This is a genomic window from Runella aurantiaca, from assembly GCF_003339505.1.
Lineage (GTDB): Bacteria > Bacteroidota > Bacteroidia > Cytophagales > Spirosomataceae > Runella > Runella aurantiaca.
In genome coordinates this window covers 183,723-208,900 of record NZ_QPIW01000005.1, presented here as the reverse complement: position 1 = coordinate 208,900, position 25,178 = coordinate 183,723, and the positions used below count along the sequence as shown (strand labels likewise).

Here is a 25,178-nt window from a genome sequence, read left to right as displayed (position 1 = left end):
ATAAGTCCCTGAATCATTGGTATTTGTTGGTAAATGGACCGAAATTTAATCCAGCACAAACTCCTCTTTCCAGTTATCGGTATCCTGCCATTCGGGTTGTTGACGTTTGTCAAACAGATAATTTCCTACGACCAAATAATCCATTTCGGTGCGCATAAAGCAGCGATACGCATCATTGGGGGTACTTACGATGGGTTCGCCGCGTACGTTGAAGCTGGTATTGACAATCACACCGTAACCGGTCAATTTTTCAAAATCCTGAATCAATTGATAATAACGCGGGTTGGTCTGCTTATGGACCGTCTGAATACGGGCCGAAAAGTCGATGTGCGTAATGGACGGTAAGTCTGAACGCAAATAATAGAGCTTGTCGCGCAAATCAAACGAGTCAAACTCGGCGGGCAGTTTTTTGCGGCGGGTCTCTTTGACCGGATGAACCAACAGCATATAGGGTGATATTCCGTCAAAATCAAAGTATTCGCCCACTTTTTCGGCCAATACCGAAGGCGCAAACGGACGGAAAGACTCTCGATATTTGATTTTGACGTTGAGTTTTTTCTGCATTTCTGCGTTGCGGGGGTCGCCCAAAATACTGCGCGCTCCCAGGGCCCGGGGCCCGAATTCCATCCGCCCCTGTACCCAGCCTACCACGTTGCCGTCGGCCAAAATTTGGGATACTTCCTTGGTCAACTCGTCGAAGTTGTCAAATTTTTTGAACGCAGCTTTGTATTTTTTGGAGACCAACTCCACGTCCAAATCCGAGAATGTTGGCCCTAAATAAGAGCCGCTCATCGCATCCTGCGTGTAGTTGATGGTGCGTTTTTGGTCGAAATAAATGTAGTAGGCAGTCAAGGCCGCGCCCAGCGCTCCGCCTGCATCACCAGCGGCGGGTTGGATAAATACCTCCTTGAATACGCCTGATTTTTGGAGTTTTCCGTTGGAAACGCAATTGAGCGCCACCCCACCAGCCAAACATAAATAGTCGGCTCCCGTGAGACGCTTGGCTTCCTGCGCCATTTTTACCACTACTTCTTCAGTAACGCGCTGAATGGCCAATCCGAGGTTACAGTGATGGGCTTCGAGCGGGTCTTCTGGCTTGCGGGTTTTCATCCCGAAGAGGCGTTCCCAGTCGGCTTCGCGCACCATTTTGAGGCCCGTGGCGTAATCAAAATAGTTTTGGTCCAACCAGATGGAGCCGTCTTCTTTAATGACCACAAGGTCTTTTTTGATGGTTTCTACGTACTTGTCAACCTCGGGCGAGGAAGGATTACCGTAGGGAGCAAGGCCCATCAATTTATATTCTCCCGAATTGACTTTAAAGCCTAGAAAATAAGTAAATGCCGAATATAAAAGCCCCAATGAGTGAGGAAAACGAAGTTCTTTCAGAATAGAAATTTTGTTGCCTTCGCCCGAGCAAATCGAAGCGGTAGCCCATTCACCCACGCCATCGATGGTCAGAATCGCTGCTTTTTCGTAAGGAGAAGGATAGAATGCACTGGCGGCGTGCGATAAGTGGTGTTCTGGAAAAAGAAGTTTAACGGGGTTCTTTTTGTCGTACCCAATTTTCTCTAATTCTTCATTGATGAGTCGTTTGAGAAACATTTTCTCTTTAATCCACACTGGAATGGCGGTGATAAACGACTTGATACCCTTGGGAGCAAAGGTGTAATAGGTTTCCAGCAAACGTTCGAACTTGAGTAAAGGCTTGTCATAAAAAACAATGGCATCCAGTTCATTAAGGGTAGTTCCGCCGTATTCTAAACAATAGTTGATGGCATTGGAAGGGAAGTTTGGATCGTGTTTTTTACGGGTAAAACGCTCTTCCTGGGCGGCGGCGACAATTTCGCCATTGTCAATCAGAGCGGCAGCTGAATCGTGGTAAAATGCGGAAATTCCAAGTATCTTCATTCTAAGATGGGATAAAATAGGGGGTATTTGTGATGATTTTTGTTGAAAATCTTGACAATGTTACTACAACTTTGCCGGTTTTTGGTTTTTAAACTTCTATATAATGCAGACAAAACTAAGGAGGATTATGAGAAATTTCAAAAATTAACGAATTAGGTTATTAAAAGGTACGCCGCTAGGTTTTACATTTGCACAAACTAAATGACAAAAATTCATTGAAAATCGCGGCAATTGATATTGGCTCCAACGCAGCGCGTCTACAGATTTCATCCGTTCTGCACGATGGTGGTTATACCAGTTTCAAAAAAGTGGAATACGTCCGTTTTCCGCTACGTCTTGGACATGACGTTTTTAATTTCGGCAGCATTACGCCCGAGAGCGAAGCTCGTACGGTCAAACTGATGCAGTGTTACAAACTGTTGCTGGAACTGCACGAAGTGGAGGGTTATATGGCCTGCGCCACTTCGGCCATGCGCGAATGTACCAATGGCCCAGAGATTGTAGAGCGGATTGCGGCAAGCACGGGCATTCAGATTCACATCATTGACGGCACCCGTGAAGCGCAGCTCATCAACAATGTGGTAGTACAGGCATTGGAAGACGGGCAGTACCTTCACATTGACGTTGGTGGTGGAAGTACAGAACTGAACATCTATTTTAATCGGCAAAAAATTGCTACTAAATCGTTTAAAATTGGCTCGGTGCGTTTGCTGGAAGGCAAAGAAAGCAAAGGCGCTTGGGGGAAAATGGAACAATGGATTGAGGATAATGTAGATTCGCTCGAACCCATCGTGGCCGTCGGAACGGGCGGTAATATTTCCAAGCTTTTTAACTTAGTCTCCAAAACCGCCGACAACGCGACTTCTTTGTCGGAACTAAAACGAATGCGTGACTACATCGCCTCCTTTAGTCAGGAAGAACGCGTCAATAAATTACGACTCAATGCCGACCGTGCCGACGTCATCATTCCGGCGGCGGATATTTATACCTCAGTCATGAGATGGGCGGGTGCTGATAAGATACTGGTACCTGACTTAGGATTGAAAGACGGAATTATTCAGTTGGTGTATGAAAAACTGAAAAAGTAGGAGTATTGTACGTTGTTATGCTTAACCCCTTCGAACCTTAAAAGCCGAAGGGGTTTTGTATTTACAGATAAGAAAGCCACTTCAGACTCCGGTGCGTGGCTTTGTAGTTTGCGTACCAACGGCACAATGGATACAAAAATAAAACCACGGCTATCCATACGCCATAAACTGCACCAAGCTCAATGCCAGAGTTGGGCGGTCGCCCAAAGCTAAACGTGCCAATGGGAATATCTTCCCAGCCAAAACCCTGCAAAAACAGCATCCCAAACATGACACTGTGAATCAAATACCAGTGAATCAAGTAATAAAACATCGGAACTTTGCCATAAGTAGCCACAACCTTGGTAAAAGCATTGGCTTGAATATCTCCCAGAGCCAACAATCCAAACATGAGTCCGAGCATAACCAACGTATAAAGCAGGGAAGGTGGGTATTTGGATACGTTTATAAAGGACAGAAAGGTAAAGAGACTTGATTTTTGCGCAGCCCATTGCGTAGGGTTGCCGTAAAAATTGAGGAGTCGAATCATCACAAACAGACTTATTGCCAATAGAGCGGAGCGCCAAAGTATGTTTCTGCGAATTGGCGCGGCTTTTTCAAAAACGCTACCGAAGCCAAACCCCGCCAGCATGATACCAAGCCACGGAATAAAAGGATACAACGTTCCCAATGTGAAGTTCGGAGAAAGCGTAAATACATTGGTGACAAACAAAAATGACCAGCCCACGGCTAGTCCTGGATTTTGAGGAATGGGAATCAAGGTGGTAAGGCCATGCAACACGACAATGCTCCACCCGATAATGCCTAATACCTTCGCGGGTACTTTTAACAAAAAGGATAACGCCACAAAACCCAACCCGATGGCAAAAATAACTTGCAGAATAATGGTTCGGAAATGAATATCGAACCAAAACGCAAAATTGATGACCGTGATTTCCAACAACATCAACCAGAGCCCTCTGGTCAGCAGGAAGCGTTTGGTTTGAGCTGGATTGTGTTGGCTTTTAAAAGTTAAGTACGCCGAGGCTCCCGACAAAAAAACGAAACTGGGTGCGCAAAGATGCGTTACCCAGCGGGTCATAAACAGGGCGGCGGTAGTGGTTTGTAAATTGGTAGGGTCTTGGGTCAATGCGGTAGTGTGCATCAAATCCCTGACGTGATCTAATGCCATGATAATCATAACAATACCCCGGGTAACATCAATCGTGTGAATTCGTTTCATGAATTTATCTTTTGGCTTAGGGGCCTAAAGATAAATAGAAACCCACAGAAATAAAGGCGATTTACTTCCGTGGGAATGGATTTTAGTTGTTCAAATAATCCGCTTCAAGGCAAAATTGGCCGAAACCAGCCGCCCGTTTCGGCGTACCACCACGTGCATTTCTTTGCCTTCGCGGCGTTGAAACATTCGGTAAATATCAGGCAGTCCCATGGTTTCGACCGATTGGCTATTGATCAGAAGCACTTCGTCTCCTTCTTGCAGCCCTGCCTGAAATGCGGGGGAGCCTTCGATGACGTTTTCAACAAAGAATTGCCGAAAGCCTTTTCCTTTGGCCCGTACATCCATGCCGCTCATGTCGTGTTCAAAGCGCTCTTTGAAGCGTTTTTTGTTGGGTTTCAGCACAATGTATCCTGCTTCATAATTAAACGTCACCTTAAAGCGACTTAACAATTCTCCGCCTAGGTTTCCGTCGCGGTAGGGAGACTGGTCGGTGAGTTTCATGCCAAAGGCTGAGCTATCTGGAAAAGTGGTCAATACATCCGTTAGTTCAAACTGCCCGATACGCACCTTGGGAATCCGACCGATGTGGCCGTTGATAACCCCCGCCAAGCCAACGCCTAGCTGCGATTTAACCACTTTTTGGGGCAATTGAATATTATTGACCGAAGTATTGAGCATTAAAGCGTGCCCTGCACCCGTATCCAACACCACCCGAATCGGCAATTCACGATCATTGGATACTACCGTTACGGCGTCCAGATAGGGTTTGGTTTTTTCAATCACAATGGGAAATCGGTCGCCTTGTTTGGCCATATATTTGTATTTGGTAGGCGTGGTGAGCGTGAGTTCCTGTCGCTGAAAATCAATCGTGACCACAAATTTATTGAAGATTTCGTATCCAAAAATGCCGTGAATGGGCGTTCCTACCACCTCCGATAGCCGCAATATTTCGCTGTCCATCACCACGATGTTATGTTTGAAACCCTGCATTTTGCCCATTTTGAGGGTATTTCCCACGGTGACATCAGCCGCAATGGATTTGCCGTCGCCCATACCTTCGATTTTCATTTTGCGTACCGATTTCATGCCCAGTTTTTGCGCCACGGAAGCATCGGTCAAAATCGTTGAACCCACGCCCGTATCAAGCACAAACCGGAGGGTATCCGATTTATTGATGCGCACCGGCACAATGATGAGATTGGAGTGTAATTCAAATGCAATCCGAGTCGATTGGCGACCGTTGGCCAAGTGTAGCCCGTGGATTTGTTCCTGTTCTTTTTGCTCAATGGTTCGGCCACTGAAGCCTACAAAAAGAGTAGCGAGGCAAAATACTAAGTATTTCATTTTCATGGCTTTGTAAGGGTTATTTGAAGCCATGAAGTAAAGGTATTTATCAATGCGGCGCATCACCCCAAAATAGGGGTTTTTGCGCCAATGAATTGTTTATCAGCTGATTTCGGAGAGCTACCCCGTCTGACTGACTGTGTGTCTCAGTTCAAAACCGTCTGACGGGGTAACGGGGTAGTAGCTATCCCCCAAAAATAGTTAGGTTAGATAAGTTTGTCTTTTACCGCTTTTTTGAGGGCTTCGGTCTTATTGGTTACGTGTAGTTTTTGGTAAATATTCCGAATGTGCGTCTTAACAGTCTCAACACTGATAAACAGTTCGTCGGCAATCGAATGATACGTTTTTCCCCTAGAAAGAAGAGTCAAAACGTCCGTTTCTCGGTCAGAGAGGGGAGTGTTGAGGTTGCGTTGAAATGACTTTACCACCAGCGACGCAATCTTTGAGCTCATGGGCGCACCACCGCTCAATACTTCATCAATGGCATTCAGCAGACGGATGTGGTCGGTATCTTTGGTCAGATACCCCGAAGCACCCGCACAAAGCGCTTCAAAGACCAGTTTGCCATCTTCGTGTACGCTGATGACCAGAATCGTGGTATGGGGTCGTTCGCGCAAAATGCGTTTGATGCCTTCAATGCCGTGCATCCCCGGAAGCTCAAGGTCAATCAATACGAGGTCTGGAGCGTCTTTTTTTAAGTTTTTGAGGGCATCAATACAGTTCGTGTACGTGTTCACGACGTGAAAACGTTGCTGACTTCCAATGATGAGTGCCAAGCCATCTTTGACGGCTTCGTTGTCTTCAATGACGGTGATTTTTGTAACGTTAATCATTATACGTTTATAGGTTTACCCCAAAAGCTAACTACTTTTGGGGGAGGCTGTTTTAGTTGGAATGCTCCCTCTTAGCAAAACGATTGTTCCTTTGGGAGGGGTAGGCGCAATCGATAAATAACAATGGATTCGTTCGGCGCGTAAGCGCATGTTATTCAGTCCTTTATGATAGCCTTCGGTGGGGAATACGATTCCCGTACCATCGTCAATCAGGGCAAAAGACATCATTTGATTTTCGATGGTTGCCCGAAAAATGATGTTTTGACACTGAGCATGCTTGACGCAGTTGGTTAAGGCTTCTTTGAAAATCATAATCACCTGAATGCTTCGGCCCGGTGGCAGATGCACGTTTTCGTACTCGTTTGGAAAACGAATATCGGTATGAAAATGAATGGGGGTATCTTGCAATAAATTTTCGCCTAAATCCTTGATATACAGGGATAGTTCGTTGATTTGGTTGCTTTCGGGGTCAATCGACCAGATGAAATCTTTGGTGTCTCGGAAGAGCTTAACAACGTTTTTTTCAATTTCTCCCACAATGCGCTTTTCCTCACTTTCGTGCCCATTGTAGCGAAGTTTGAGCACGTTGGACTGCATTCGAATGGCGGCCAAACGATTGCCTAATTCGTCATGAAAATCCTGCGCTATTTGTACCCTTACGGCGGCCTCGGCTTCCTGTTTTAGCTTTTCATACGCCAATACCCGCCGTGTACGGTATTGAATATAAAGCTTTTGCGATAAAATCCCGAGTGATGCCAAAGCGGTGACAATGAGCAATATAAACCACCAACGTTGATAAAAAGGTGGAATAATCTCAAAAGTATAGGTCGAAATATCTCCCCATTGATTGTCGCCGTAGGAAGCGCGTACTTTGAAGTGATAGCAGCCCGGCGTGAGATGGGAGTACACAACGGCCGTTTGGTCGGTCGGGCCTAGCCAGCCTTCATCCGCTCCTGCCAATTGGTACTGGTACCTAACGTGGTCTGGACGGGTGTGATTGATGGCTATAAAGCTGATTCTCAGTTGATTTTTGGTGTTTGGTAATGATAAACCGTCGTACACTTGGTTCCACTTGCTTTGGCTTTGGGCGTAGTGGGCGAGGTCGGTTGTGTCAAAAGGAATTCTGACATCCGTAAAATGGACTTTTAATGCTTCTGGGCGGGACTTAACGTTGCTCTCGCGGTGCCTAAAGAGCCCTTTGATGGTTCCAATCCAAAATTCCCCGTTGGGGGCCACAAAGGCCGTATTGGCGTTGGTTTCGCGGGCGGTAAAGCCGTCAGTTTCGTTGTAATGTCTAATATTGCTGATTTTCAGGTTTTTATCAATCGTGATTAAATCAATGCCGCGCTCGGTACCGACCCATAATCGGCCTTGCTTGTCAAAAATAGTGTTGTAAATCAGGTTGGAACAAAGCCCATTTTTGACGGTGTAATACTCCTTTTTGCGCGTTTTTGGGTCAAACACCGCAATACCGTCTTCAAAACTTCCCAAGGCCAGCAGACCGTCGTGGCGTTTGGCCATGCTCAGGGCGGGAAAAGAGGCGAGGTCACGGTCGTAAATAAAATCGTAGATAGTACCGTTTTTTAGAATATTCAATCCCCCTGGGCCAGAAGCAATCAGTTCATTGTCATTGAGTTGGAGTGTTCTTCGTACAAATCGACCTTTTAATCCCTGCTTAGAAGTATAGTGGTGGAGTTGGGTTCCATCGTGCAAAATTAACCCATTAGAAGTGCTAATCCACATCTCTTTTCCCTTTCCTGCTTCCATAAAAAGCGCGACTCCGTGCGAAGATAAGTATGTATCAAGCGGGATATATTCTATGGCTGTTTTTGAAATTTTATAAACTCCCGCCCCCGCCAGTCCAACCCAGGTATTGCCTTCATTATCAACGGCTAGGCAATTGACTCGCTTGCCAAGAAGCGGCTTGGGGAGCGGCAGGATTTTGTTGGTTTTGGTATCCCAAATATCCATTCCATGATCAAAATAGCTAATCCATAATTTTCCGTCGGGGGAAAGGGCAAAACAGGAGATGGTATTGCTGCTTAAACCTGACGTAGCATTCAAACCCGTGAAGGCAGGGTTGGTGAATTTATAGACGCCGTCGCCGTCGGTGGTAAACCAGATATTTCCTTCGCGGTCTTCCAACATTCCTTTGACCATGAAGTTTGTAAAACCATTTTGGACGCCAAATTTTAAGAGGTTCCCTTTTTGGTAACGCATCGCTCCCGTGGTCAGCCCCATCCAGATACTGCCGTCGGAGGTTTCGGTCATTTCTTGCGCGAGCTCTTTGCTAATAAACTGTAAATCAATGGTTTTGATGTCATAGTTATGGGCAGAGGTTCGAAAAACTCCCTTTTCGGTTCCCAGCCAAAGGCTGTCTTTGGTGTCAAATAAAATACACCGCAAGACCATGCCGTCGGGCGTATGATACCGAGACTGAAGTCCTTTGGGGGTTACCTCAAAAATTTCTCCGCTGTAGGTCGAAACCATCAACTTTTTATCGCGCGTGCCCGACATATCACTGTAAAAGGAGGGGCGAACTGCGCCGCTTTTCTTCAAAAAAACAAGGCTGTCGTTGACTATTTTTCCCAGTTGACTCGCATTACAAATGGCGTACACATTGCCTTTTTGGTCACCAATAACGGAGGACACTGTGTAGGGTTCGCGGTTGGGGGAGTAAACGGGGCGGGTATTTTTGCCGTCGTAGATGGAAAGACCAAAAGGCGTACCGATGTACATCAGGCCTTTGGCGTCAATTTCGAGTGATAAAATATTATTGGCGGGCAGATTATCCTCTTTTCGGTAGGTGGTAAAATGCAGCCCGTCGAAGCGAGAAAGCCCGCCGCCGCGCGTAGAAAGCCAAATGTACCCAAAGCGGTCCTGCTCGATGTCGGAAACCTGCGATTGGCCCAACCCCGAAAAAATATCATAGTGCCGGAAATAATACACCTGCGCCACTGATACTCGCAGCACCAGTGAGAACAGCAAAAGGGCAACCCATCTGCTGGCGGTTAAAATGTTGATTGACTTCACATTGCTAAATCTGTTTTAGAGAATATTCTATATGGCTGAAATGATGAATATTCACGACAGGAAGTAAGTGTACAAATGTAAAACAAATCTTTATATCTGCTTAAAAATAGGGTAGTTAATATTTCATCAAAATTCATCAATTTCTGGCTATGAAAACTCCTCGGGGGCATCGTACCTTTGGCCTGAAGAATGTAAATTTCAAACGATGAATTCAGTAACGATTATCGGGGGAGGGGTAAGCGGCCTTTTTTCGGCGTATTATCTTCAAAAAGCGGGCCATTCGGTCACCATCATTGAGCAAGGGGCGTTTCTTGACGGGTGCTCTTTTGGCAATGCAGGCATGATTGTCCCGAGTCATATTGTGCCGTTGGCCCAGCCGGGCATGATTGCCAAAGGCTTGCGCTGGATGCTCAAATCCACCAGTCCGTTTTATGTAAAGCCACGGTTGAGTTGGGATTTGATGAAATGGGGGCTGCTGTTTTATAAATATTCCACCGAACAACACGTCCAACGTTCCATTCCTATTTTGCGGGATATAAGTTTGCTTTCCAAAAAACTCTTTCAAGACTTGGCCGCTTCTGGCGACATAGATTTTGGATGGCACGAGCGCGGATTGTTGATGCTCTACAAAAACGCCGATACCGAGCACGAAATGGCCGAAGAAGCGCACTTGGCCAATCAGGCGGGCATCGTGGCTGAGATGCTGAACGGCGCTCAAGTGCAGGCGCTTGAGCCTGAGGTACGGGTAGATGTGCGCGGCGCAGTCTATTACCCAGGTGATGCTCACATAACGCCCAACTTGCTTATTAAGAATTTATTAGCCTTTCTTAAAAAACAGGGAGTGCAGATTTTGGAGAACGAAGAGGTGCTTGGTTTTGAGAAAAAAGGAACAAAAATAACGGCGGTACAAACGGCCAAAGGAAGCCATAAAACCGAAGAACTAATCATTGCAGCGGGTGCTTGGTCGCCTGTTTTGACGGAGAAGTTGGGTATTTCGTTGCCTTTACAGGGCGGGAAAGGCTACAGTTTTATGCTTAAAAATGTGAAAAATAATATCCACGTACCCGCCATCATGCTTGAAGCGCGCGCCACGGCGACTCCTATGGGTGGGGACTTACGCTTTGCAGGTACTTTGGAAGTGGCAGGAACGGATATGACGGTCAATATGAACCGCGTGCGGGGAATTGTGCAGGGAATTACGAATTATTACCCCGAATTGGAAGTACAGTTGCCCGAAGTAGACAAGGTATGGCGTGGCTTGCGGCCTTGTTCGCCCGACGGATTGCCTTACATCGGACGGGTAAAAGGACTGGATAATGTTACACTCGCCACGGGGCATGGAATGATGGGCGTGAGTTTGGGCCCTGCTACGGGAAAATTAGTCGCTGAAATTGTGACGGGCAAGGCAGAATCTATGCAGGTGCAGGCCTTTAATCCTTTGCGTTTTAGCTAGTTAGCAGCTTTTGGTCAGGAGTTGGCTTATCACAACTCCTGACCAAAAAATTAATTTTTGGAAGTTTGGGTATACGGCATTCCTTTTTTCTTCTTTTCGTAGATTGCCCACTGCTCAGGCGTGAGAATCCCTTTGAATTTTTCGTCTTTTTCCGTTTGCCATTTGTCCACCGTTTCCCTGATTTGTTGGATTTCCTGCGGAGAAGGGCGTGAATTGGCGTGGATTTTCATAAACGCCTCCTGATAATCGCTTAATTTCAGGGCATGGTCCAAATTGAGTGTTTCAATAGAGATTGATTGATCTTCGGTAAGTTTTACTTTTTTTGACAACCATTTGGTTTGCTCTTCGGCAATTTGGTCGGGTGTAAGTGGTTTTTTGGGCGTTGAAGGAAGTTGATTCATGCTGCGGGAACCGTATCCACGGCCATAGCCGCCGCCGTATCCTCCACCGTAGCCACCATATTGCGCCATTGTTTGAAAACTTATAAAAAGGGTAGCTACTAGGCAAAATTGTAGGAATCCTATTTTCATCGTGTGTCTTTTTTAGAAAATTGGTCGAAATGTAGTTATTTTCGATGCACTTTCAAAAATACTGTCCCCGTATTCTTTCCGTTTATGACTCCTTTTTATCAACGCCTCCGTGCCCTTAATGCCTGGAAACCGCCCCAAGATTGGCTTCAATTGACCGCCATCGACGCCCATACCGGCGGAGAACCGTTGCGAATTATCACCGATGGATTACCCGAAATCAGGGGGAATACAATTCTGGAACGACGGGCTTATTTAAAAACAAACCTTGACCATTTGCGCAAAGCCTTGATGTGGGAGCCGCGTGGTCATGCGGATATGTACGGGTGTATCGTCACCGAACCAGTAACAGAAGAGGCTGATTTTGGAGTGATTTTTTTGCACAATGAAGGCTACAGTTCCATGTGTGGGCACGGCATTATTGCGGTGACCAAGGTGGCGGTTGAATTAGGATTGATTGAGGCAAAAGAACCCGTTACAACGGTCAGAATTGATGCGCCAGCGGGCTTGATTACGGCCTTTGCCAACGTGCGAAATGGCCAGATAACGTCGGTAAAATTTCAAAATGTACCTTCTTTTGTCTTGTACCGCGACCACTCTTTGATGATTAAAGGATTGGGCGAAGTGCGATTTGATGTGGTCTACGGAGGGGCTTTTTATGCTTATGTAGACGCAGACGCACTGGGCATGGAAATGACGACTGAAGATTATCGTTTGTTGATTGAAAAAGGAATGACCATCAAAAAGGCCGTGATGGATTCACTTTCAATTGTGCATCCTTTTGAGGAAGATTTAAGCTTTTTATACGGGACCATTTTATACGGAAAAGGCCATGCCGAAGGCGTTGACAGCCGAAACGTATGCATTTTTGCCGATGGCGAAGTGGATCGCAGTCCTACCGGAACGGGGGTGAGCGGGCGCGTGGCGTTGCAACACGCGCGTGGGGAGCTGGCCATCAACCAACCGATGGTGATTGAGAGCATCGTAGGGAGTCGCTTTACGGCTTCTGTTCAATCCATCACGACCTTTGGCCCACACGCGGCAGTCATCCCTGAAGTGGAAGGAACCGCTCATATTTGCGGTAAAAACACCTTTTTGATTGACCCAAAAGATGAATTGGGGAAAGGATTCTTTTTACGGTAAATTTAATTCTAACAACCAATGACTGAGTTACAAAAAAACTCAAGAAACCATATCATGGATTTTTTCTACACATTAGCCTCAAATGAAAGGCAAATTGGTTATAAAAGATCTGTGCCTTTTGTTCATATTCCATACGAGTTAATTGCTCAATGGGATGGGTTTTACAAATATCATCAAAATCAAAAATGGTTTAGAGAGATTTGGAATGAAAATGAATTGAAATGGCTCAGAGACTTCGATAACAAGTTCAACGTGTCATTAGATATATTATCAAAAGACATTCCTGACATCCCCGAAATACTTGAAAATATTCATTGGTTACAGATTGTGCAATTAGCCAAAGAGACATTGGATAAATTTACTAACCAATAGAAATTAAAATATATTTTTCTGAAAATGTTTCAACTTCGTTATTTTTCCCGTCAGGCCGTCGAAGAAGGAGTAACCATGACCGAGGCCATCGAATTGATGAAAGAAGCCTTTCGTAGCCTCTCAGCGGGAGAGGCAGTGGTACCTTTGAGGGTAAACCTGCCGCAGCCCGCACAAAACGCCCAAACGCTCTTTATGCCCGTGTATCTGCCATCGGCCGAAGCTTTGGGTCTGAAAGTGGTCACGATTTTTAGGGACAATCCAGCGAAAAATCTGCCTTTGATTCACGGACTGATGCTTGTGATGGATGGCGCCAACGGACAGCCGCTGGCGCTGTTGGATGCCGAATACCTGACCGCCTTACGAACGGCAGCGGCGTCTGGCTTGGCAACAGATTTATTGGCCCGCAAAAACGCGACTGTGTTGGCGGTTTTTGGTACTGGAGCGCAGGCACGTACGCAGGTTGAGGGAGTTGCTGCCGTACGGGCGCTGCAAAAAGTGCTAGTTTTTGGGCGAAATCCTGAAAATACAGAAGTTTTTTGTAAAGAAATGCAGGCTAGAATGGGGCTGAAAATGGAAATAGCACACGCCCCTGAGCAGTTGTTAGAGGCAGATATTATATGCGCTGCCACTACGTCAAACGTGCCTGTTTTTGAACACTTACACCTCAAGAAAGGTGTCCACATCAACGGCGTAGGTTCGTACCGCCCCGATGCCCGCGAAATTCCCGGGCAGACCATGCAGGCGGCGGCCATCGTAGTAGACCAACGAACGGCGGCCGTTGCCGAAGCGGGAGATATTGTCTTGCCTATGAAGGAGGGATTGCTCAGAGATACTTCAAATTTTGTGGAGCTAGGTGAGATTATTTTGGGAGCAAGACCAGGACGCATTTCGGAGGATGAAATCACGGTTTTTAAGTCCGTAGGCAATGCTGTACAGGATTTAGCCGTGGCGAGTTACTTAGTTCGTAAAGCCCAAGAAGGCAATTTAGGCGTTGTTTTGGGCTAATATTCTTATTTTTTGTACAAATCCTTGACAATCCTGCGCGCCTACCCTACATTTGCAGCATCAATTTGTACAATTCTTCGTGAAAACACGCAATTACGCTTTTTTTCGACATCACCACCACCACGCCTGCGGGCGAGCGTAGATACCATTCCATGCGCAGGACTTCAGGATATAAGTCATGTGTTTTCATTAACTTTGTCTCCCTATTTAGTGTTAGAATGACTTTTGCTCAGGCAATCGTACGCGCACAGGTAGTGAACCCCACTCAATCATTTGCTCATCTATTCTTTTCGTTATTCAAAAATGTTACGCATTGCCATTCAAAAATCCGGACGTCTCAGCGACGATTCCATCAAATTATTCAAAGAATGCGGTATTCAGTTCGATAGCAGTTCATCCGGAAAGTTAAAGTCTATTTCTGCCAATTTTCCCGCCGAATTTTTATTCCTACGCGACGATGATATTCCAGGTTACGTCGAAGACGGCGTGGCTGATTTGGGCATTGTTGGTGAAAATGTATATACCGAAACGGGCCGTCAGGTGACCGTAGTGCATAAATTAGGATTCTCGAAGTGCCGTTTGTCGTTGGCTATTCCGCGCGGTACACAATGGAACGGCGTTGAAGACCTTCAAGGTCGGGGCATTGCTACGTCGTATCCGCGTATTTTGGGCAATTACCTGAAAGAAAATGGCGTAGAAGCCGATATTCACGAAATTAGTGGTTCGGTTGAAATTGCGCCAAGCATTGGTCTTGCCGATGCCGTGTGTGACATCGTAAGCTCTGGAAGTACCCTGTTGAGCAACGGCCTTAAAGAAGTAGAGGTTATTTACCGTTCGGAAGCAATTTTGATTGCAGCCCCCAATCTGAGTGAAGAAAAAGCCTTGTTGCTAGACAAAATCATGTTTAGGATTAAGGCGGTACAAGCGGCGCAAAATCACAAATACATTCTGCTCAATTGTCCTGCCGAGGCCGTCGACAAAATCATGCAATACATTCCGGGCATGAAAGCACCGACCGTATTGCCGCTGGTGACCGAAGGCTGGGTGTCACTTCATTCGGTTATCAATGAAAATGATTTTTGGACCAATATCGAAAAAATACGCGAAGCTGGTGCCGAAGGGATCTTAGTCATTCCTATTGAAAAAATGATTCGATAACAGTGTAGTCATTGCTTGGCACGACATTTCTTACAGAACTATGCAAATTATCCCTTATCCCAACCGCAGTGAGTGGCCTGCGCTTTTAGCTCGACCGACGCAAAGCATGGCCAATATCGAAAAAGCCGTAGCGCCGATTCTGGAACAGGTTCAGAAAGAAGGTGATGCCGCCTTGCGCGCTTTGGCCCTCAAATTTGATAAAATTGACCTTACGGAGATTGCCATGCCGCCAGCAACAGTGGCGGCAGCGGAGGCAAGCCTTACCGAAGAACTCAAAGCCGCCATCCGACAGGCGTATGCTAACATTCGGAAATTTCACGAAACGCAGTATCAGCCCGTTCAGAAAATTGAAACCATGTTGGGCGTTACTTGCTGGCGGCGCAGCGTGGGTATTGAGAAAGTGGGTTTGTACATTCCGGGAGGCTCGGCTCCACTTTTTAGTACGGTGCTGATGCTTGGTGTGCCTGCACAACTGGCTGGTTGTAAGGAGATTGTTCTCTGTACTCCTAGCGACCACCCCGCCATTTTGTACGCGGCGCAATTGGTGGGCGTGACTAAAATTTTCAGAATAGGCGGAGCGCAGGCCATTGCGGCGATGGCCTACGGAACGGAATCAGTTCCCAAAGTTTATAAGATTTTTGGGCCGGGAAACCAATACGTAACGGCCGCAAAAATGCTATTGGCCAAAGAAGGCGTGGCCATTGACATGCCCGCTGGCCCGTCCGAAGTGGCGGTGTACGCCGATGGGTCGGCGGTGCCGGCGTTTGTGGCGGCCGATTTATTGTCGCAGGCAGAGCATGGTGCAGACAGTCAAGTGTTGCTGGTATCGACTGATAAGAAATTCTTAGCGTCGGTTAATATTACGCTTTCTACGCAGTTGGAAGCGTTGCCCCGTAAGGAGTTGGCGCGAAAAGCGATTGAAAACAGCAAGGCAATTTTGGTCGAAGATGAGGCCGAAGCCATTGATTTGCTCAATGAATACGCCGCCGAACACTTGATTTTGAGCGTAAGCAACGCCGAGGAAATTTGCGAGAAAATCATCAATGCGGGTTCTATTTTCTTAGGGAATTATACCCCTGAATCCTGCGGTGACTATGCATCGGGCACAAATCATACCCTGCCAACCAACGGCCACGCCCGGGCGTACAGTGGGGTGTCGTTGGATAGTTTCGTGAAAAAAATCACCGTTCAGCACATCACTCCCGAAGGCCTCAAAGCCCTCGGACCGACCGTTGAAGCCATGGCCGAAGCCGAATCGCTCCACGCCCACAAGCGCGCCGTGAGCCTTCGATTGAGCAGTTTGAAATAACGTAGGGGCAGGCCTTGCGTCTGCCCGAAAGCGTCTGCCCAATAGTAAACGAGCACCATAAACACCATCCTCGTCCCGTTTGCATTGCAAATGCAGACGCGCGTAGTAAATTGCATTACACTTGAAAAAAGCGCAAACATGGAAGAAATATTTGTGACCAAACTTCGCATCAATAAGGTTCGCCATCTGGAGAACCTCGAAATTCCATTGTCCGAAACCGAGCGTAAGCACTTGATTTTGACGGGGAAAAATGGGAGCGGCAAGACGAGTGTGTTGGAAGGGGTTAATGTTTTTTTGAATTGGGTATTGTCAAAGCCAAACGATGAAGATGAAATTATTGATAGAAAAGTAAGTGAGTATTTTTTGTTAAAATTAAAGCAAAAAGAGTTATATGATATAATAAACGAAGCAGATTACAACGAGCATAACTTTCAGCGTGATTATACACATATAAATAATATGAAATTGCGTATGAATAGTATTTTGTCTGTTATAAATGATAAAGTGCCGATAAAACTCATTTTAAATACAGGATTTAACTTTAATAGTATAGAGTTTTATGATATTCTTTGGCTAAATGGAGACTTTATTATTAAATATTTTCCTTCAAAAAGAATTTTTAACCCAAAGGAATCAAGAGGGCCACAAAAAATAGAGCAAAAAAAAAATCACCCTATAAACGAAAATTTAGGAGAAAACTTTGTTCGCCAATTAGTAAATTTAAGAATGGATTTATTGGATGCAAAGGATACTGGTAGAGTTTCGGAAGTAGCCAAAGTTAAAACTTGGTTTGAAAGATTTGAAAGTATACTGAAAGATATTTATGATGATGAGACACTTACCCTAGAGTTTGATCGCCCTAACTTTAATTATTTGATTAAGATTAAAGAAAGAGAACCTTTTAGTCTTAATCAACTATCTGATGGCTATGGGGCGATTTTGTCTATAATAACAGAGCTTACTATGAGGATGGATAGTAAGTATGCAGAATATAAATTTGCTTTTGATAAACCTTACGACCTCCAGGGTATTGTCCTTATTGATGAAATTGAAACTCATTTGCACATAGATTTACAAAAGAAAATTCTTCCTTTTTTAACTTCTTTCTTTCCCAAAATTCAATTCATCGTCACTACGCACTCGCCTTTTGTGCTTAGTTCGGTAGATAATGCGGTGATTTATGATTTGGAAAAGCAGCAAGTAGTAGAAGATTTGAGTGATTATTCTTACCAAGAGTTGGTGGAGACTTATTTTGGAACTGATCAATATTCCGATGTCGTCAAGCAAAAACTAAATGAATATGAGCTTCTTATAAAGAAACAAGGGCGTACGGAAGAAGAAGAGGATAAATTATATGAAATCAGAAGATATTTTAGAAAACTACCTTTCTTTCTTTCGCAGGAACTGCAACTCAAAATTCAGGAATTAGAACTCTATAAATTACCAGAGCAAGCAATATGATTAATTTCGTTAAAACCGACGAAGCTCCAGCTTGTTTGGCCATTGAAAAAGCAAAGCCCAAAAGCGAAAACTATCGGTGTAAAGATGTAGTAAAACAGGTGAGTGATGATTTTTTTGATAAATGTTATTTATGTGAAGATAAACATGTAAAAGATATTAATGTAGAACATTTTGAGCCTCATAGGGGAAACCGAGATAAAATGTTTGATTGGAAAAACCTCTTTTTCGCGTGTTCGTACTGTAATAATATTAAGTTGGGAGATGAAGCGCCTTTGCTGAATTGTACTGATGCTTCGCTACGCCTTGTTAATATCATTAAACTGGAAATAGATACTTCAAGACTTCCTGATCGACATTTTTTTATCACTCCTTTAATACATGATCAACCAACATTGAACACTGCGTTACTACTCCATAAAATTTATAATGGAAAAGAGAAGCCGACTCCTTTAAAAGAGCGGGGTGCGCTGAATTTGCGAAAGCGAATAGTTGGCCATTTAAGTGAGTTTAATGATTTAATTGAAGAGTATCGTTTGGGAGTTCTTTCAAAAGAAAGAATGAAAAAAAAGATTATAAATGAATTACGTATTGATTCTGCTTTTACAGCTTTCAAAGTATGGCTTGTTAGAGACGAAGCAGAATTATTTCAAGAATTTGCAGAATACCTACCACAATGAAATTTGACTTAACAAAAATCCTCCGTCCGCACATCCTCAACTTGGTGCCGTACTCGTCGGCGCGGGATGAATATACGGGCAAAGAAGGTATCTTTTTGGATGCCAATGAAAACCCCTATCAGTCGGTAAACGGGCAGCACTGGAACCGCTATCCCGACCCGTACCAGTGGGCTATCAAACAAAAATTGGCACCCATCAAAGGCGTGCGACCTACCCAAATTTTTCTGGGCAATGGCTCCGACGAACCCATTGACCTGTTGGTGCGGGCCACTTGCACGCCCCGTGAGGACAATATGCTGCTCATGCCGCCTACCTATGGCATGTATCAGGTAAGCGCCGACATCAACGACGTGCCCGTTATCAAGGTGCCATTGACGGCTGATTTCCAGATTGATACCCCTAAAGTATTGGTGGCAATAACGCCAAAAACCAAAATTGTGTGGATATGCTCGCCCAATAATCCCAGCGGAAATTTGGTACAGCGCGAAGCAATTTTAGAAATCCTGAACCACTTTCAGGGATTGGTGGTCGTCGATGAAGCCTACATTGATTTTGCGAGTGAGCCGTCGTTTACGCAGGAATTGGATAATTATCCCAATCTGATTGTATTACAGACTTTTTCTAAGGCGTGGGGGTTGGCTTCGCTGCGTTTGGGAATGTGTTTTGCCTCCGAAGAAATTATTAAGGTATTAAACAAAATCAAACCTCCTTATAACCTCAGCGGTGCTACGCAACAGCTGTTACTTGAAGCGCTGGACTACGTCGAAACCAAAAACCAATTGGTCAATGATATTTTGGCGGAGCGGGAGCATTTACGCACGAATTTGGCCGCCTTGCCGTTAGTTAAAAGGATATATCCCACAGATTCCAACTTTTTACTCGTCGAATTTGACGATGCTTCGGCCGTGATGCAGTACTTGATAGACCAAAAAATCATCGTGCGCGACCGTTCAAAAGTGATTCTGTGTGATGGATGCCTACGGATTACGGTCGGTACGGCGGAGGAAAACAAAACGCTGTTAGACACGCTGAAAGCATTTGCCATCATGGCATAACCGATAAGGGTTTTGAGGCTGCCGATTGTCATTATTAAAATTAACACTACAGTAGATGAAAAAGAAGCTTTTATTCACTTTGTTGCTTACCGCCTTTGGTATTTTACCCTCAATGGCGCAGTACAATAATTGGGCGGTTGGATTTCAATTGGTAGAGCCTTCTGGGCTAAATGTTCGAAAATATTTTGGCGATAACAAAGCTTTGGATATATCCGCAGGAACGTATGGCCTGTTTTATGGCCGCGACCGCAAGTACCGCAAAGGCACCTATCAAAATGCGGGATTTTCGGTGCGGGCGGCGTATCTGTGGCACCGGGGGCTGTTTAAAGCCGAAAAACTGCACGTTTATTACGGCTTCGGCGGCCAAATCAACTCACGACGCTATTATTTTGACCCCAGCAATGTACCTGGTGTCAAAGTATTTACCAACAATATCTCTATCGGAGGTGCGGGTTTAGCAGGGGCTGAATATTTTGTGCCAAACAGTCCTTTATCCCTGTTTTTGGAAGGGGGACTTTACATTGAATTGATTCCTGACATTTTTTATCTCCACCCGCAGGCCAGCATCGGCGTTCGTTTTAATTTTTAGCATTGTTATCGTCGGTGGGGGTATAACCTCATCGACGATATTTTTTAAAACACTGCTTTTTTTATCACTTCAGCATTTACTTTTACCGTTTCAGCACGAATGCCCCTTTGCTTGAGGGCTAGGCCAATTACTTTTGAGCGTTCAAAAATTCAAACAGTAATTTAAGCCATGAAACAAAAAAATGTACTTCAGAACCTCCGGGTTCAGGCAATACCTTTTGCCAAAAATGCTACTATCGCCTCTCTATTTGTGCCTTTGATGACGCTCATGTTGATAATGACGGGGTGTAAGAAGGAAGAAATTGTTGATCCAACGTTTACCGTAACGGCAAAAGCGGGTGCGGACCAATCCGTACAGGTAGGGCAACAGGTCAGCTTGGATGCCTCTGAGTCAAGCGACGCGCAGGGTAAGCCACTCACGGTAGAGTGGAAGCTATTGCGGAAGCCCGCAAAAAGCACCGTAACACTCTCAAACGCGGCGTCGTTTAAGCCTACGTTTACGCCTGATGAAGTAGGCGAATACGAGCTTGAATTGACCGTTAGTAGTGCCAATGGCAAAAGTACCGACAAAGTGTTGGTAACCGCCTCGGTGGCCGAGCCTTTGGCCATCACCGCAAACATCACCGTAAAGACCAACCTTACCGACCGCGTAGCCAATCCCGATTTACCAGACTACATCGTAACCAAATCCATTGACGTCAACAACGAACTGACCATCGCTCCGGGCGTAGTCATTGCGTTTGAGCGGGATGTTCGGATGAACATCAACGACAACGGCGGACTTATCATCGCTAAGGGCGAAGCAGGGCGCAAAATCAAATTTGTGGGCGTTCAGAAAACCAAGGGGTATTGGGTGGGGATTTCGCTTTATTCGGGCAGCAACGCCAATCTCATGGAATACGTGGAAATAATGCACGCCGGTAGCCGTACCGTCTTCAGCACCACAAAATCTGCCTTGTTTATGTCGGGAGGCAGCAAGGCACAGATTGCCCTTAAAAATACCGTATTTTCTCAAAACGATGGCTACGGAATCTATGCTTACGACGGTTCAATTTTACGCGAATTTTCGCAAAATGCTTTCTCGAACAACACCGAAGCGGGGATTATGCTTACCGCCGAAAACGTGGCAAAATTGGATGCCGCTTCGACGTTTAAAGGTGGAAATGGCCGCGATGTGGTAGAAGTGACCGCCTCGGGTATCAAAGGAAAAGAAGAAATCACTTGGGCGGGTTTTGCCGACAAAACTCCTTACCGCTTGACGGGTGAATTTACGGTTAGTACTGGTTGGAAATTAAATCCGGGCGTTATTCTGGAAATGAACCGCGACGCCGTCATCAGAATCAATACCGACGGGTATATTTTGGCCAAAGGAACGGCGGCGGCGAAAATAGTTTTCAACGGAGCCAACAACACAGCGGCCTATTGGCGCGGCCTGATTTGTTACTCGGCCGACCCGAAAAATTTGCTTGAACAAGTAGAGTTTAAAAATGCGGGCAGCGTAGCTATTGTGTCAGGCAAGCGGGCAAACGTGGCCATCTACGGCAACCGTGCCACCATGACCATCAAAAATACGACCATCAGCGGCAGCGGCGGTTATGGCGTATTTGTTAGCTACGGCGCTTCGGCCAACGCCGATTTAACGACGGCGAATACTTTTGATAAAAATCAGGAGTCAAATGTGTTGATTGAGAAATAAGTACTGAACTGAATGGTAAATAGTTTTTATTATTTTATACATGCCCTAGACCCACCCCGCCCCGTTGGGGCACCCCTCCCAAGAGGGGATTAGAGCGTAAATCCCCTCTTGGGAGGGGTGTCGCGTAGCGACGGGGTGGGTTTGGAATAGAACAAATTATTTTTGACCACATACTTAATCAGTGAGATTCTGCACAATTTGGGCCGCCCTTCGCAAAAGGCGGCCCAAATTTTTTTTTCATTTGCCCCACAACCGCCTGAATTTTGGGGTTTTCTACGGCTGTTTTATTGTGGTATTATTTCCGTCAATAGTTCATTTTCGGCCTTGTCATAGTAGGTACAAGTCATTTTGTCCATTGTAACTGTCCATTTTTCGATGCCCGATTTTGCGCAGTCTTTGCAAAAAGTAGGATAATCGGTTTGGCCTTGCTGATGCGCTTTTAGGTCAATTTTGAATTGTTCGGCATTGCTTATTTCGGCAATAAACAGGGTATCATACGTCGGGGTAGTTGAAGTTTGGTAGGCATCTTTCCCAAAATAGTCTGTGTGTCCGTCCGACACGTAGGTTTCGTAGGACGTTACACCCAATTGAATCATTTCTTGAATATAGTTGGGAAAATCGGCACCCGATTTTACTTTTGAATGGGCGGCTTTAATTTGGTCTACAGTAAACATTGGTTTTGATTTTTTGGTCGTTAAACGATGATTTGTACAATGCAAAAGTCCTCAAAACGAAGGCGCTGTCATTGTAAAAAATCGTTTTTTATAAGAACCGCTTAAACTGTTCGGGAGTGTCGCCCGTGTATTGTTTGAAGTCCTTGATAAAATGGGCTTGGTCAAAAAAGTTGTTTTCGTAGCAAATGTCAGTGAGCGATTTTGGGCCATTCAAATCATTTAATACCGTATTAAATCGAACAATCGAAGCAAATTTTTTAGGGGAAGTGCCCACTAATTTTCTGAAACGTTTCTCAAAAGGGCTTTGGCTAATAAACAGCTTTTCGTTTAACTCCTTGATTTTAATGGCTCCTTTTGACTGATAAATGAGTTTGACCGCCTCAACGATAAGTCGGTCGTTTTGAATGTCTTTGAGGTGCGAAAGAAAGAATTGTTCAATAATCTGAATACGCTGGACATCCGTCGTGGCAGATGATAGTTTTTCCTCCGCTTCACGGACTTTGTTCTTGTCAAAAATATCGTCGAGTGAAATGCTTTGGTTAAATAGTTCGTGGGCGGGGCTTGCCGTAAAGTGCGTAAAGCCGATTTCGGTAAAGTAAACCAAGAGGGTCCCGATGTTGGCAGAGTTTTTGAAGAGTTTATAGTGGTCAGAAATACCCGTTATGCCCGATGTTTCCAAATTCAATTCCACGTTATTGATGACCGTTGAAAGCTGCCCACGGTACTGAAATCCAATGACAAGACCCGACGCAGGAAAAACCTTGTATTGGCTTTCCTGCGCATTTTCGGCCACCACAAAGTATTTGATGTAGGGGCTAAGTTGCGCTGTCGGAATGAATTTGTCAAATCTCATTATGCATAGCTTGCTTATAAATATTCTATAGAAATCAATTCAAATGGTCTTCCATGTTTAAACTGAACTCCTTCAATCCCAGGGAATGTGATTATATAGCCACTTACTTTGACTTTGATTCCATCTTTTTTAGCTTTATCTGGCATATTACAAGCTCCCCAAAAAGGAGCTGTATCTGTTAGACTAGGATTCCGAATTATATATGCTGTGTCCTCCCAAAAGCTCTGATGAACGGTAGTGACAATATCAACTATTTTTGCTTCTACGGAATAATTGGGAGGCCAGTCACAGCTTAAACTTTTGATTGGAATAACATCTGATTTTTTGCAGCCGCAAAACCCCAGCAATAAATAGCTGAGAACAGAAATGGTGTACTTTTTGATTTTCATACCGATTAACGTTGAGTACAGTTTATTGAAGATAACCTAACTTTTTGTTTTTGACAACCCCAACATACTTTTTAAGCCAAAAACCCCATAGTTCTGCTTAAATAATTGATTATAAAGCTATTACTAACAGCTTCTTAGTAGCTACCGAAGTTTCATTTTCAGCAACCCAATTTCAGTGGCTGGCGGCTGACGCTCGTAGAGAATCCTGTAGGTGGCTTCTGTGATGGGCATTTCAACGCCGTATTTCTTGTTCATTTCAAAAATGCTGTTGACAGCGTAGTAGCCTTCGGCAATCATTTTCATTTCCATTTGGGCCGATTGAACGCTGTACCCGCGCCCAATCATGTTGCCAAAAGTACGGTTGCGGCTAAATTGCGAATAGGCTGTTACGAGCAAATCGCCCAAGTAAGCCGAGGCGCTCAAATCACGCTCGCGCGGGTCTACGGCATTGACAAAACGGCGGATTTCTTGCATGGCGTTGGAAACCAAAACCGCCTGAAAGTTATCTCCGTAGCCCAATCCGTGACTGATGCCGCAGGCTAATGCCACGATGTTTTTCATCACTGCGGCGTACTCAACCCCGTACAAATCCACCAAAGGGTTGGCGGTGACAAACCGACAATTCATCAATTGGGCAAAATGCGAAGCGCAGGCTTCGTCGGTGGAGGCGATGGTGAGGTAAGATTGCTTTTCGAGCGCCACTTCTTCGGCGTGACACGGGCCCGCAATGACGGAAATTTGACTCAGTGGTACCTCAAAACGCTCCTCTACCCAGTCTGTAACCAGACAGTTTTTTTCGGGAATCATGCCTTTAATGGCCGAAACAACCCGTTTGCCCGCAAAATGTTGGGCGGTTAGTCCTTGGAACGGTTCCTGAACAAAAGCGGCAGGAATAGCCAAAATGACGTATTCGGCACCGTTGAGGGCGTCGGTAATTTTAGAAAAAGTCTTTACTTTTCGGGGGCTTAGGCGCACGTCACGGAGATAATCGGGATTGTAATGGTGCTTCCGGATGTGGTCAACGGCGGCACGGTCACGTAGCCACCAACGGAGAGATACGTTGTTTTCGGACAGGATTTTGATAATAGCAGTGGCCCAACTGCCACCACCTATTACGGCGATTGATGTCATTGGTAGGATTGTCGGTTCTAATTTCGTAGCACAAACTTGCAAAAAAAGCCTCAACTTTACCCTTTGCCACCTAAACTTTACCCTTATTTCTCACACCCGCAGCCTTTGCCGCAACCTGATTTTTTTGGGCTTAGTTCTTTTCGTAGGCGGTTGCCAACGTACCCCAACGCTCCTAAAAAAAGCAAACCGATGACAATTGTTTCCATCATTTGGGAAGAAAATTAACGTAAAAATGCGTTTGGGAGAATTTTTTGGTGAT

Annotated in this window: 24 protein-coding genes; 12 read left to right on the top strand and 12 right to left on the bottom strand. The window is 45.2% G+C overall.

All coding sequences use genetic code 11. From position 1 onward, the window contains the following. Nucleotides 1-45: 45 nt before the first annotated feature. Nucleotides 46-1,908 carry a carbamoyltransferase family protein gene (locus tag DVG78_RS09140; protein WP_114460783.1) on the bottom strand — a complete coding sequence of 621 codons (1,863 nt, stop codon included), beginning with the start codon at nucleotides 1,906-1,908 and terminating at the stop codon, nucleotides 46-48. A gap of 215 nt (nucleotides 1,909-2,123) precedes the next feature. On the opposite strand from DVG78_RS09140, the gene DVG78_RS09135 reads away from it, so the two are divergent. Then, a complete protein-coding gene (locus DVG78_RS09135; protein ID WP_114460838.1) occupies nucleotides 2,124-2,996 on the top strand; it encodes a Ppx/GppA phosphatase family protein in 873 nt (290 codons plus the stop codon). Nucleotides 2,997-3,057: 61 nt separating this feature from the next. Here the strand turns inward: DVG78_RS09135 and DVG78_RS09130 are convergent, their stop codons facing one another. From DVG78_RS09130 to DVG78_RS09115, 4 genes are all read right to left on the bottom strand, one after another. Further along, nucleotides 3,058-4,218, bottom strand: a complete 1,161-nt coding sequence (locus tag DVG78_RS09130) for an acetyltransferase domain-containing protein (RefSeq protein ID WP_114460782.1) — start codon at nucleotides 4,216-4,218, stop codon at nucleotides 3,058-3,060. Nucleotides 4,219-4,308: 90 nt separating this feature from the next. After that, the gene (locus DVG78_RS09125; RefSeq protein WP_229598175.1) at nucleotides 4,309-5,595 is read right to left on the bottom strand and encodes an aspartyl protease family protein; all 1,287 of its coding nucleotides are present in this window, start codon (nucleotides 5,593-5,595) and stop codon (nucleotides 4,309-4,311) included. A gap of 173 nt (nucleotides 5,596-5,768) precedes the next feature. Continuing rightward, nucleotides 5,769-6,395: a response regulator transcription factor gene (locus tag DVG78_RS09120; protein WP_114460781.1), complete on the bottom strand. Its 627-nt coding sequence runs from the start codon at nucleotides 6,393-6,395 to the stop codon at nucleotides 5,769-5,771. Nucleotides 6,396-6,422: 27 nt separating this feature from the next. Then, on the bottom strand, nucleotides 6,423-9,428 hold the full coding sequence (locus DVG78_RS09115; protein ID WP_114460780.1) for a sensor histidine kinase: 3,006 nt from the start codon (nucleotides 9,426-9,428) through the stop codon (nucleotides 6,423-6,425). 205 nt (nucleotides 9,429-9,633) lie between these two features. Between DVG78_RS09115 and DVG78_RS09110 the strand changes: the two genes are divergently transcribed. After that, nucleotides 9,634-10,881: an NAD(P)/FAD-dependent oxidoreductase gene (locus DVG78_RS09110; RefSeq protein ID WP_114460779.1), complete on the top strand. Its 1,248-nt coding sequence runs from the start codon at nucleotides 9,634-9,636 to the stop codon at nucleotides 10,879-10,881. Between the two features lie 50 nt (nucleotides 10,882-10,931). On the opposite strand, the gene DVG78_RS09105 is transcribed toward DVG78_RS09110, so the two are convergent. After that, entirely contained in the window at nucleotides 10,932-11,411 is a 480-nt protein-coding gene (locus DVG78_RS09105; RefSeq protein WP_147277032.1) for a DUF4890 domain-containing protein, read from the bottom strand. A gap of 84 nt (nucleotides 11,412-11,495) precedes the next feature. Here DVG78_RS09105 and DVG78_RS09100 point away from each other — a divergent pair, with 84 nt between their 5' ends. Genes DVG78_RS09100 through DVG78_RS09090 form a run of 3 tightly spaced genes read left to right on the top strand, consistent with a single transcriptional unit; the run spans nucleotide 11,496 to nucleotide 13,928 of the window. Further along, entirely contained in the window at nucleotides 11,496-12,551 is a 1,056-nt protein-coding gene (locus DVG78_RS09100) for a proline racemase family protein (protein ID WP_114460777.1), read from the top strand. Nucleotides 12,552-12,569: 18 nt separating this feature from the next. Next, on the top strand, nucleotides 12,570-12,923 hold the full coding sequence (locus tag DVG78_RS09095; protein WP_114460776.1) for a hypothetical protein: 354 nt from the start codon (nucleotides 12,570-12,572) through the stop codon (nucleotides 12,921-12,923). Nucleotides 12,924-12,947: 24 nt separating this feature from the next. After that, nucleotides 12,948-13,928: an ornithine cyclodeaminase family protein gene (locus DVG78_RS09090; RefSeq protein WP_114460775.1), complete on the top strand. Its 981-nt coding sequence runs from the start codon at nucleotides 12,948-12,950 to the stop codon at nucleotides 13,926-13,928. Nucleotides 13,929-13,974: 46 nt separating this feature from the next. Here the strand turns inward: DVG78_RS09090 and DVG78_RS30040 are convergent, their stop codons facing one another. Beyond that, entirely contained in the window at nucleotides 13,975-14,118 is a 144-nt protein-coding gene (locus tag DVG78_RS30040) for a hypothetical protein (protein WP_158549994.1), read from the bottom strand. 113 nt (nucleotides 14,119-14,231) lie between these two features. On the opposite strand from DVG78_RS30040, the gene hisG reads away from it, so the two are divergent. From hisG to DVG78_RS09055, 7 genes are all read left to right on the top strand, one after another. After that, nucleotides 14,232-15,086, top strand: a complete 855-nt coding sequence (gene hisG, locus DVG78_RS09085; protein WP_114460774.1) for an ATP phosphoribosyltransferase — start codon at nucleotides 14,232-14,234, stop codon at nucleotides 15,084-15,086. A 40-nt stretch (nucleotides 15,087-15,126) separates the two neighbouring features. Beyond that, entirely contained in the window at nucleotides 15,127-16,395 is a 1,269-nt protein-coding gene (hisD, locus tag DVG78_RS09080) for a histidinol dehydrogenase (RefSeq protein WP_114460773.1), read from the top strand. Nucleotides 16,396-16,533: 138 nt separating this feature from the next. Beyond that, nucleotides 16,534-17,856 (top strand): AAA family ATPase, encoded by a 1,323-nt coding sequence (locus DVG78_RS09075; protein WP_147277031.1) that lies wholly within the window; start codon nucleotides 16,534-16,536, stop codon nucleotides 17,854-17,856. Further along, on the top strand, nucleotides 17,853-18,533 hold the full coding sequence (locus DVG78_RS09070) for an HNH endonuclease family protein (protein WP_114460771.1): 681 nt from the start codon (nucleotides 17,853-17,855) through the stop codon (nucleotides 18,531-18,533). Before DVG78_RS09075 ends, DVG78_RS09070 begins: the two co-directional genes overlap by 4 nt. Beyond that, a complete protein-coding gene (gene hisC / locus DVG78_RS09065) occupies nucleotides 18,530-19,588 on the top strand; it encodes a histidinol-phosphate transaminase (protein ID WP_114460770.1) in 1,059 nt (352 codons plus the stop codon). Before DVG78_RS09070 ends, hisC begins: the two co-directional genes overlap by 4 nt. A gap of 55 nt (nucleotides 19,589-19,643) precedes the next feature. After that, on the top strand, nucleotides 19,644-20,177 hold the full coding sequence (locus DVG78_RS09060; RefSeq protein ID WP_114460769.1) for a hypothetical protein: 534 nt from the start codon (nucleotides 19,644-19,646) through the stop codon (nucleotides 20,175-20,177). Between the two features lie 168 nt (nucleotides 20,178-20,345). Then, nucleotides 20,346-21,872, top strand: a complete 1,527-nt coding sequence (locus DVG78_RS09055) for a right-handed parallel beta-helix repeat-containing protein (RefSeq protein ID WP_229598174.1) — start codon at nucleotides 20,346-20,348, stop codon at nucleotides 21,870-21,872. A 284-nt stretch (nucleotides 21,873-22,156) separates the two neighbouring features. Here DVG78_RS09055 and DVG78_RS09050 read toward each other — a convergent pair whose 3' ends face one another. The 5 genes from DVG78_RS09050 to DVG78_RS09030 form a co-directional block, all read right to left on the bottom strand. Beyond that, nucleotides 22,157-22,546, bottom strand: coding sequence for a DUF1398 domain-containing protein (locus DVG78_RS09050; RefSeq protein ID WP_114460768.1), 390 nt, complete (start codon nucleotides 22,544-22,546; stop codon nucleotides 22,157-22,159). Between the two features lie 88 nt (nucleotides 22,547-22,634). After that, nucleotides 22,635-23,399 (bottom strand): helix-turn-helix transcriptional regulator, encoded by a 765-nt coding sequence (locus DVG78_RS09045; RefSeq protein ID WP_114460767.1) that lies wholly within the window; start codon nucleotides 23,397-23,399, stop codon nucleotides 22,635-22,637. A 14-nt stretch (nucleotides 23,400-23,413) separates the two neighbouring features. After that, the gene (locus DVG78_RS09040; RefSeq protein ID WP_114460766.1) at nucleotides 23,414-23,788 is read right to left on the bottom strand and encodes a hypothetical protein; all 375 of its coding nucleotides are present in this window, start codon (nucleotides 23,786-23,788) and stop codon (nucleotides 23,414-23,416) included. 141 nt (nucleotides 23,789-23,929) lie between these two features. Beyond that, complete coding sequence (locus tag DVG78_RS09035; protein WP_114460765.1) at nucleotides 23,930-24,919, bottom strand: NAD(P)H-dependent glycerol-3-phosphate dehydrogenase; 990 nt, start codon at nucleotides 24,917-24,919, stop codon at nucleotides 23,930-23,932. A gap of 83 nt (nucleotides 24,920-25,002) precedes the next feature. Beyond that, nucleotides 25,003-25,128: a FeoB-associated Cys-rich membrane protein gene (locus DVG78_RS09030; protein ID WP_229598173.1), complete on the bottom strand. Its 126-nt coding sequence runs from the start codon at nucleotides 25,126-25,128 to the stop codon at nucleotides 25,003-25,005. Nucleotides 25,129-25,178: the final 50 nt, after the last annotated feature.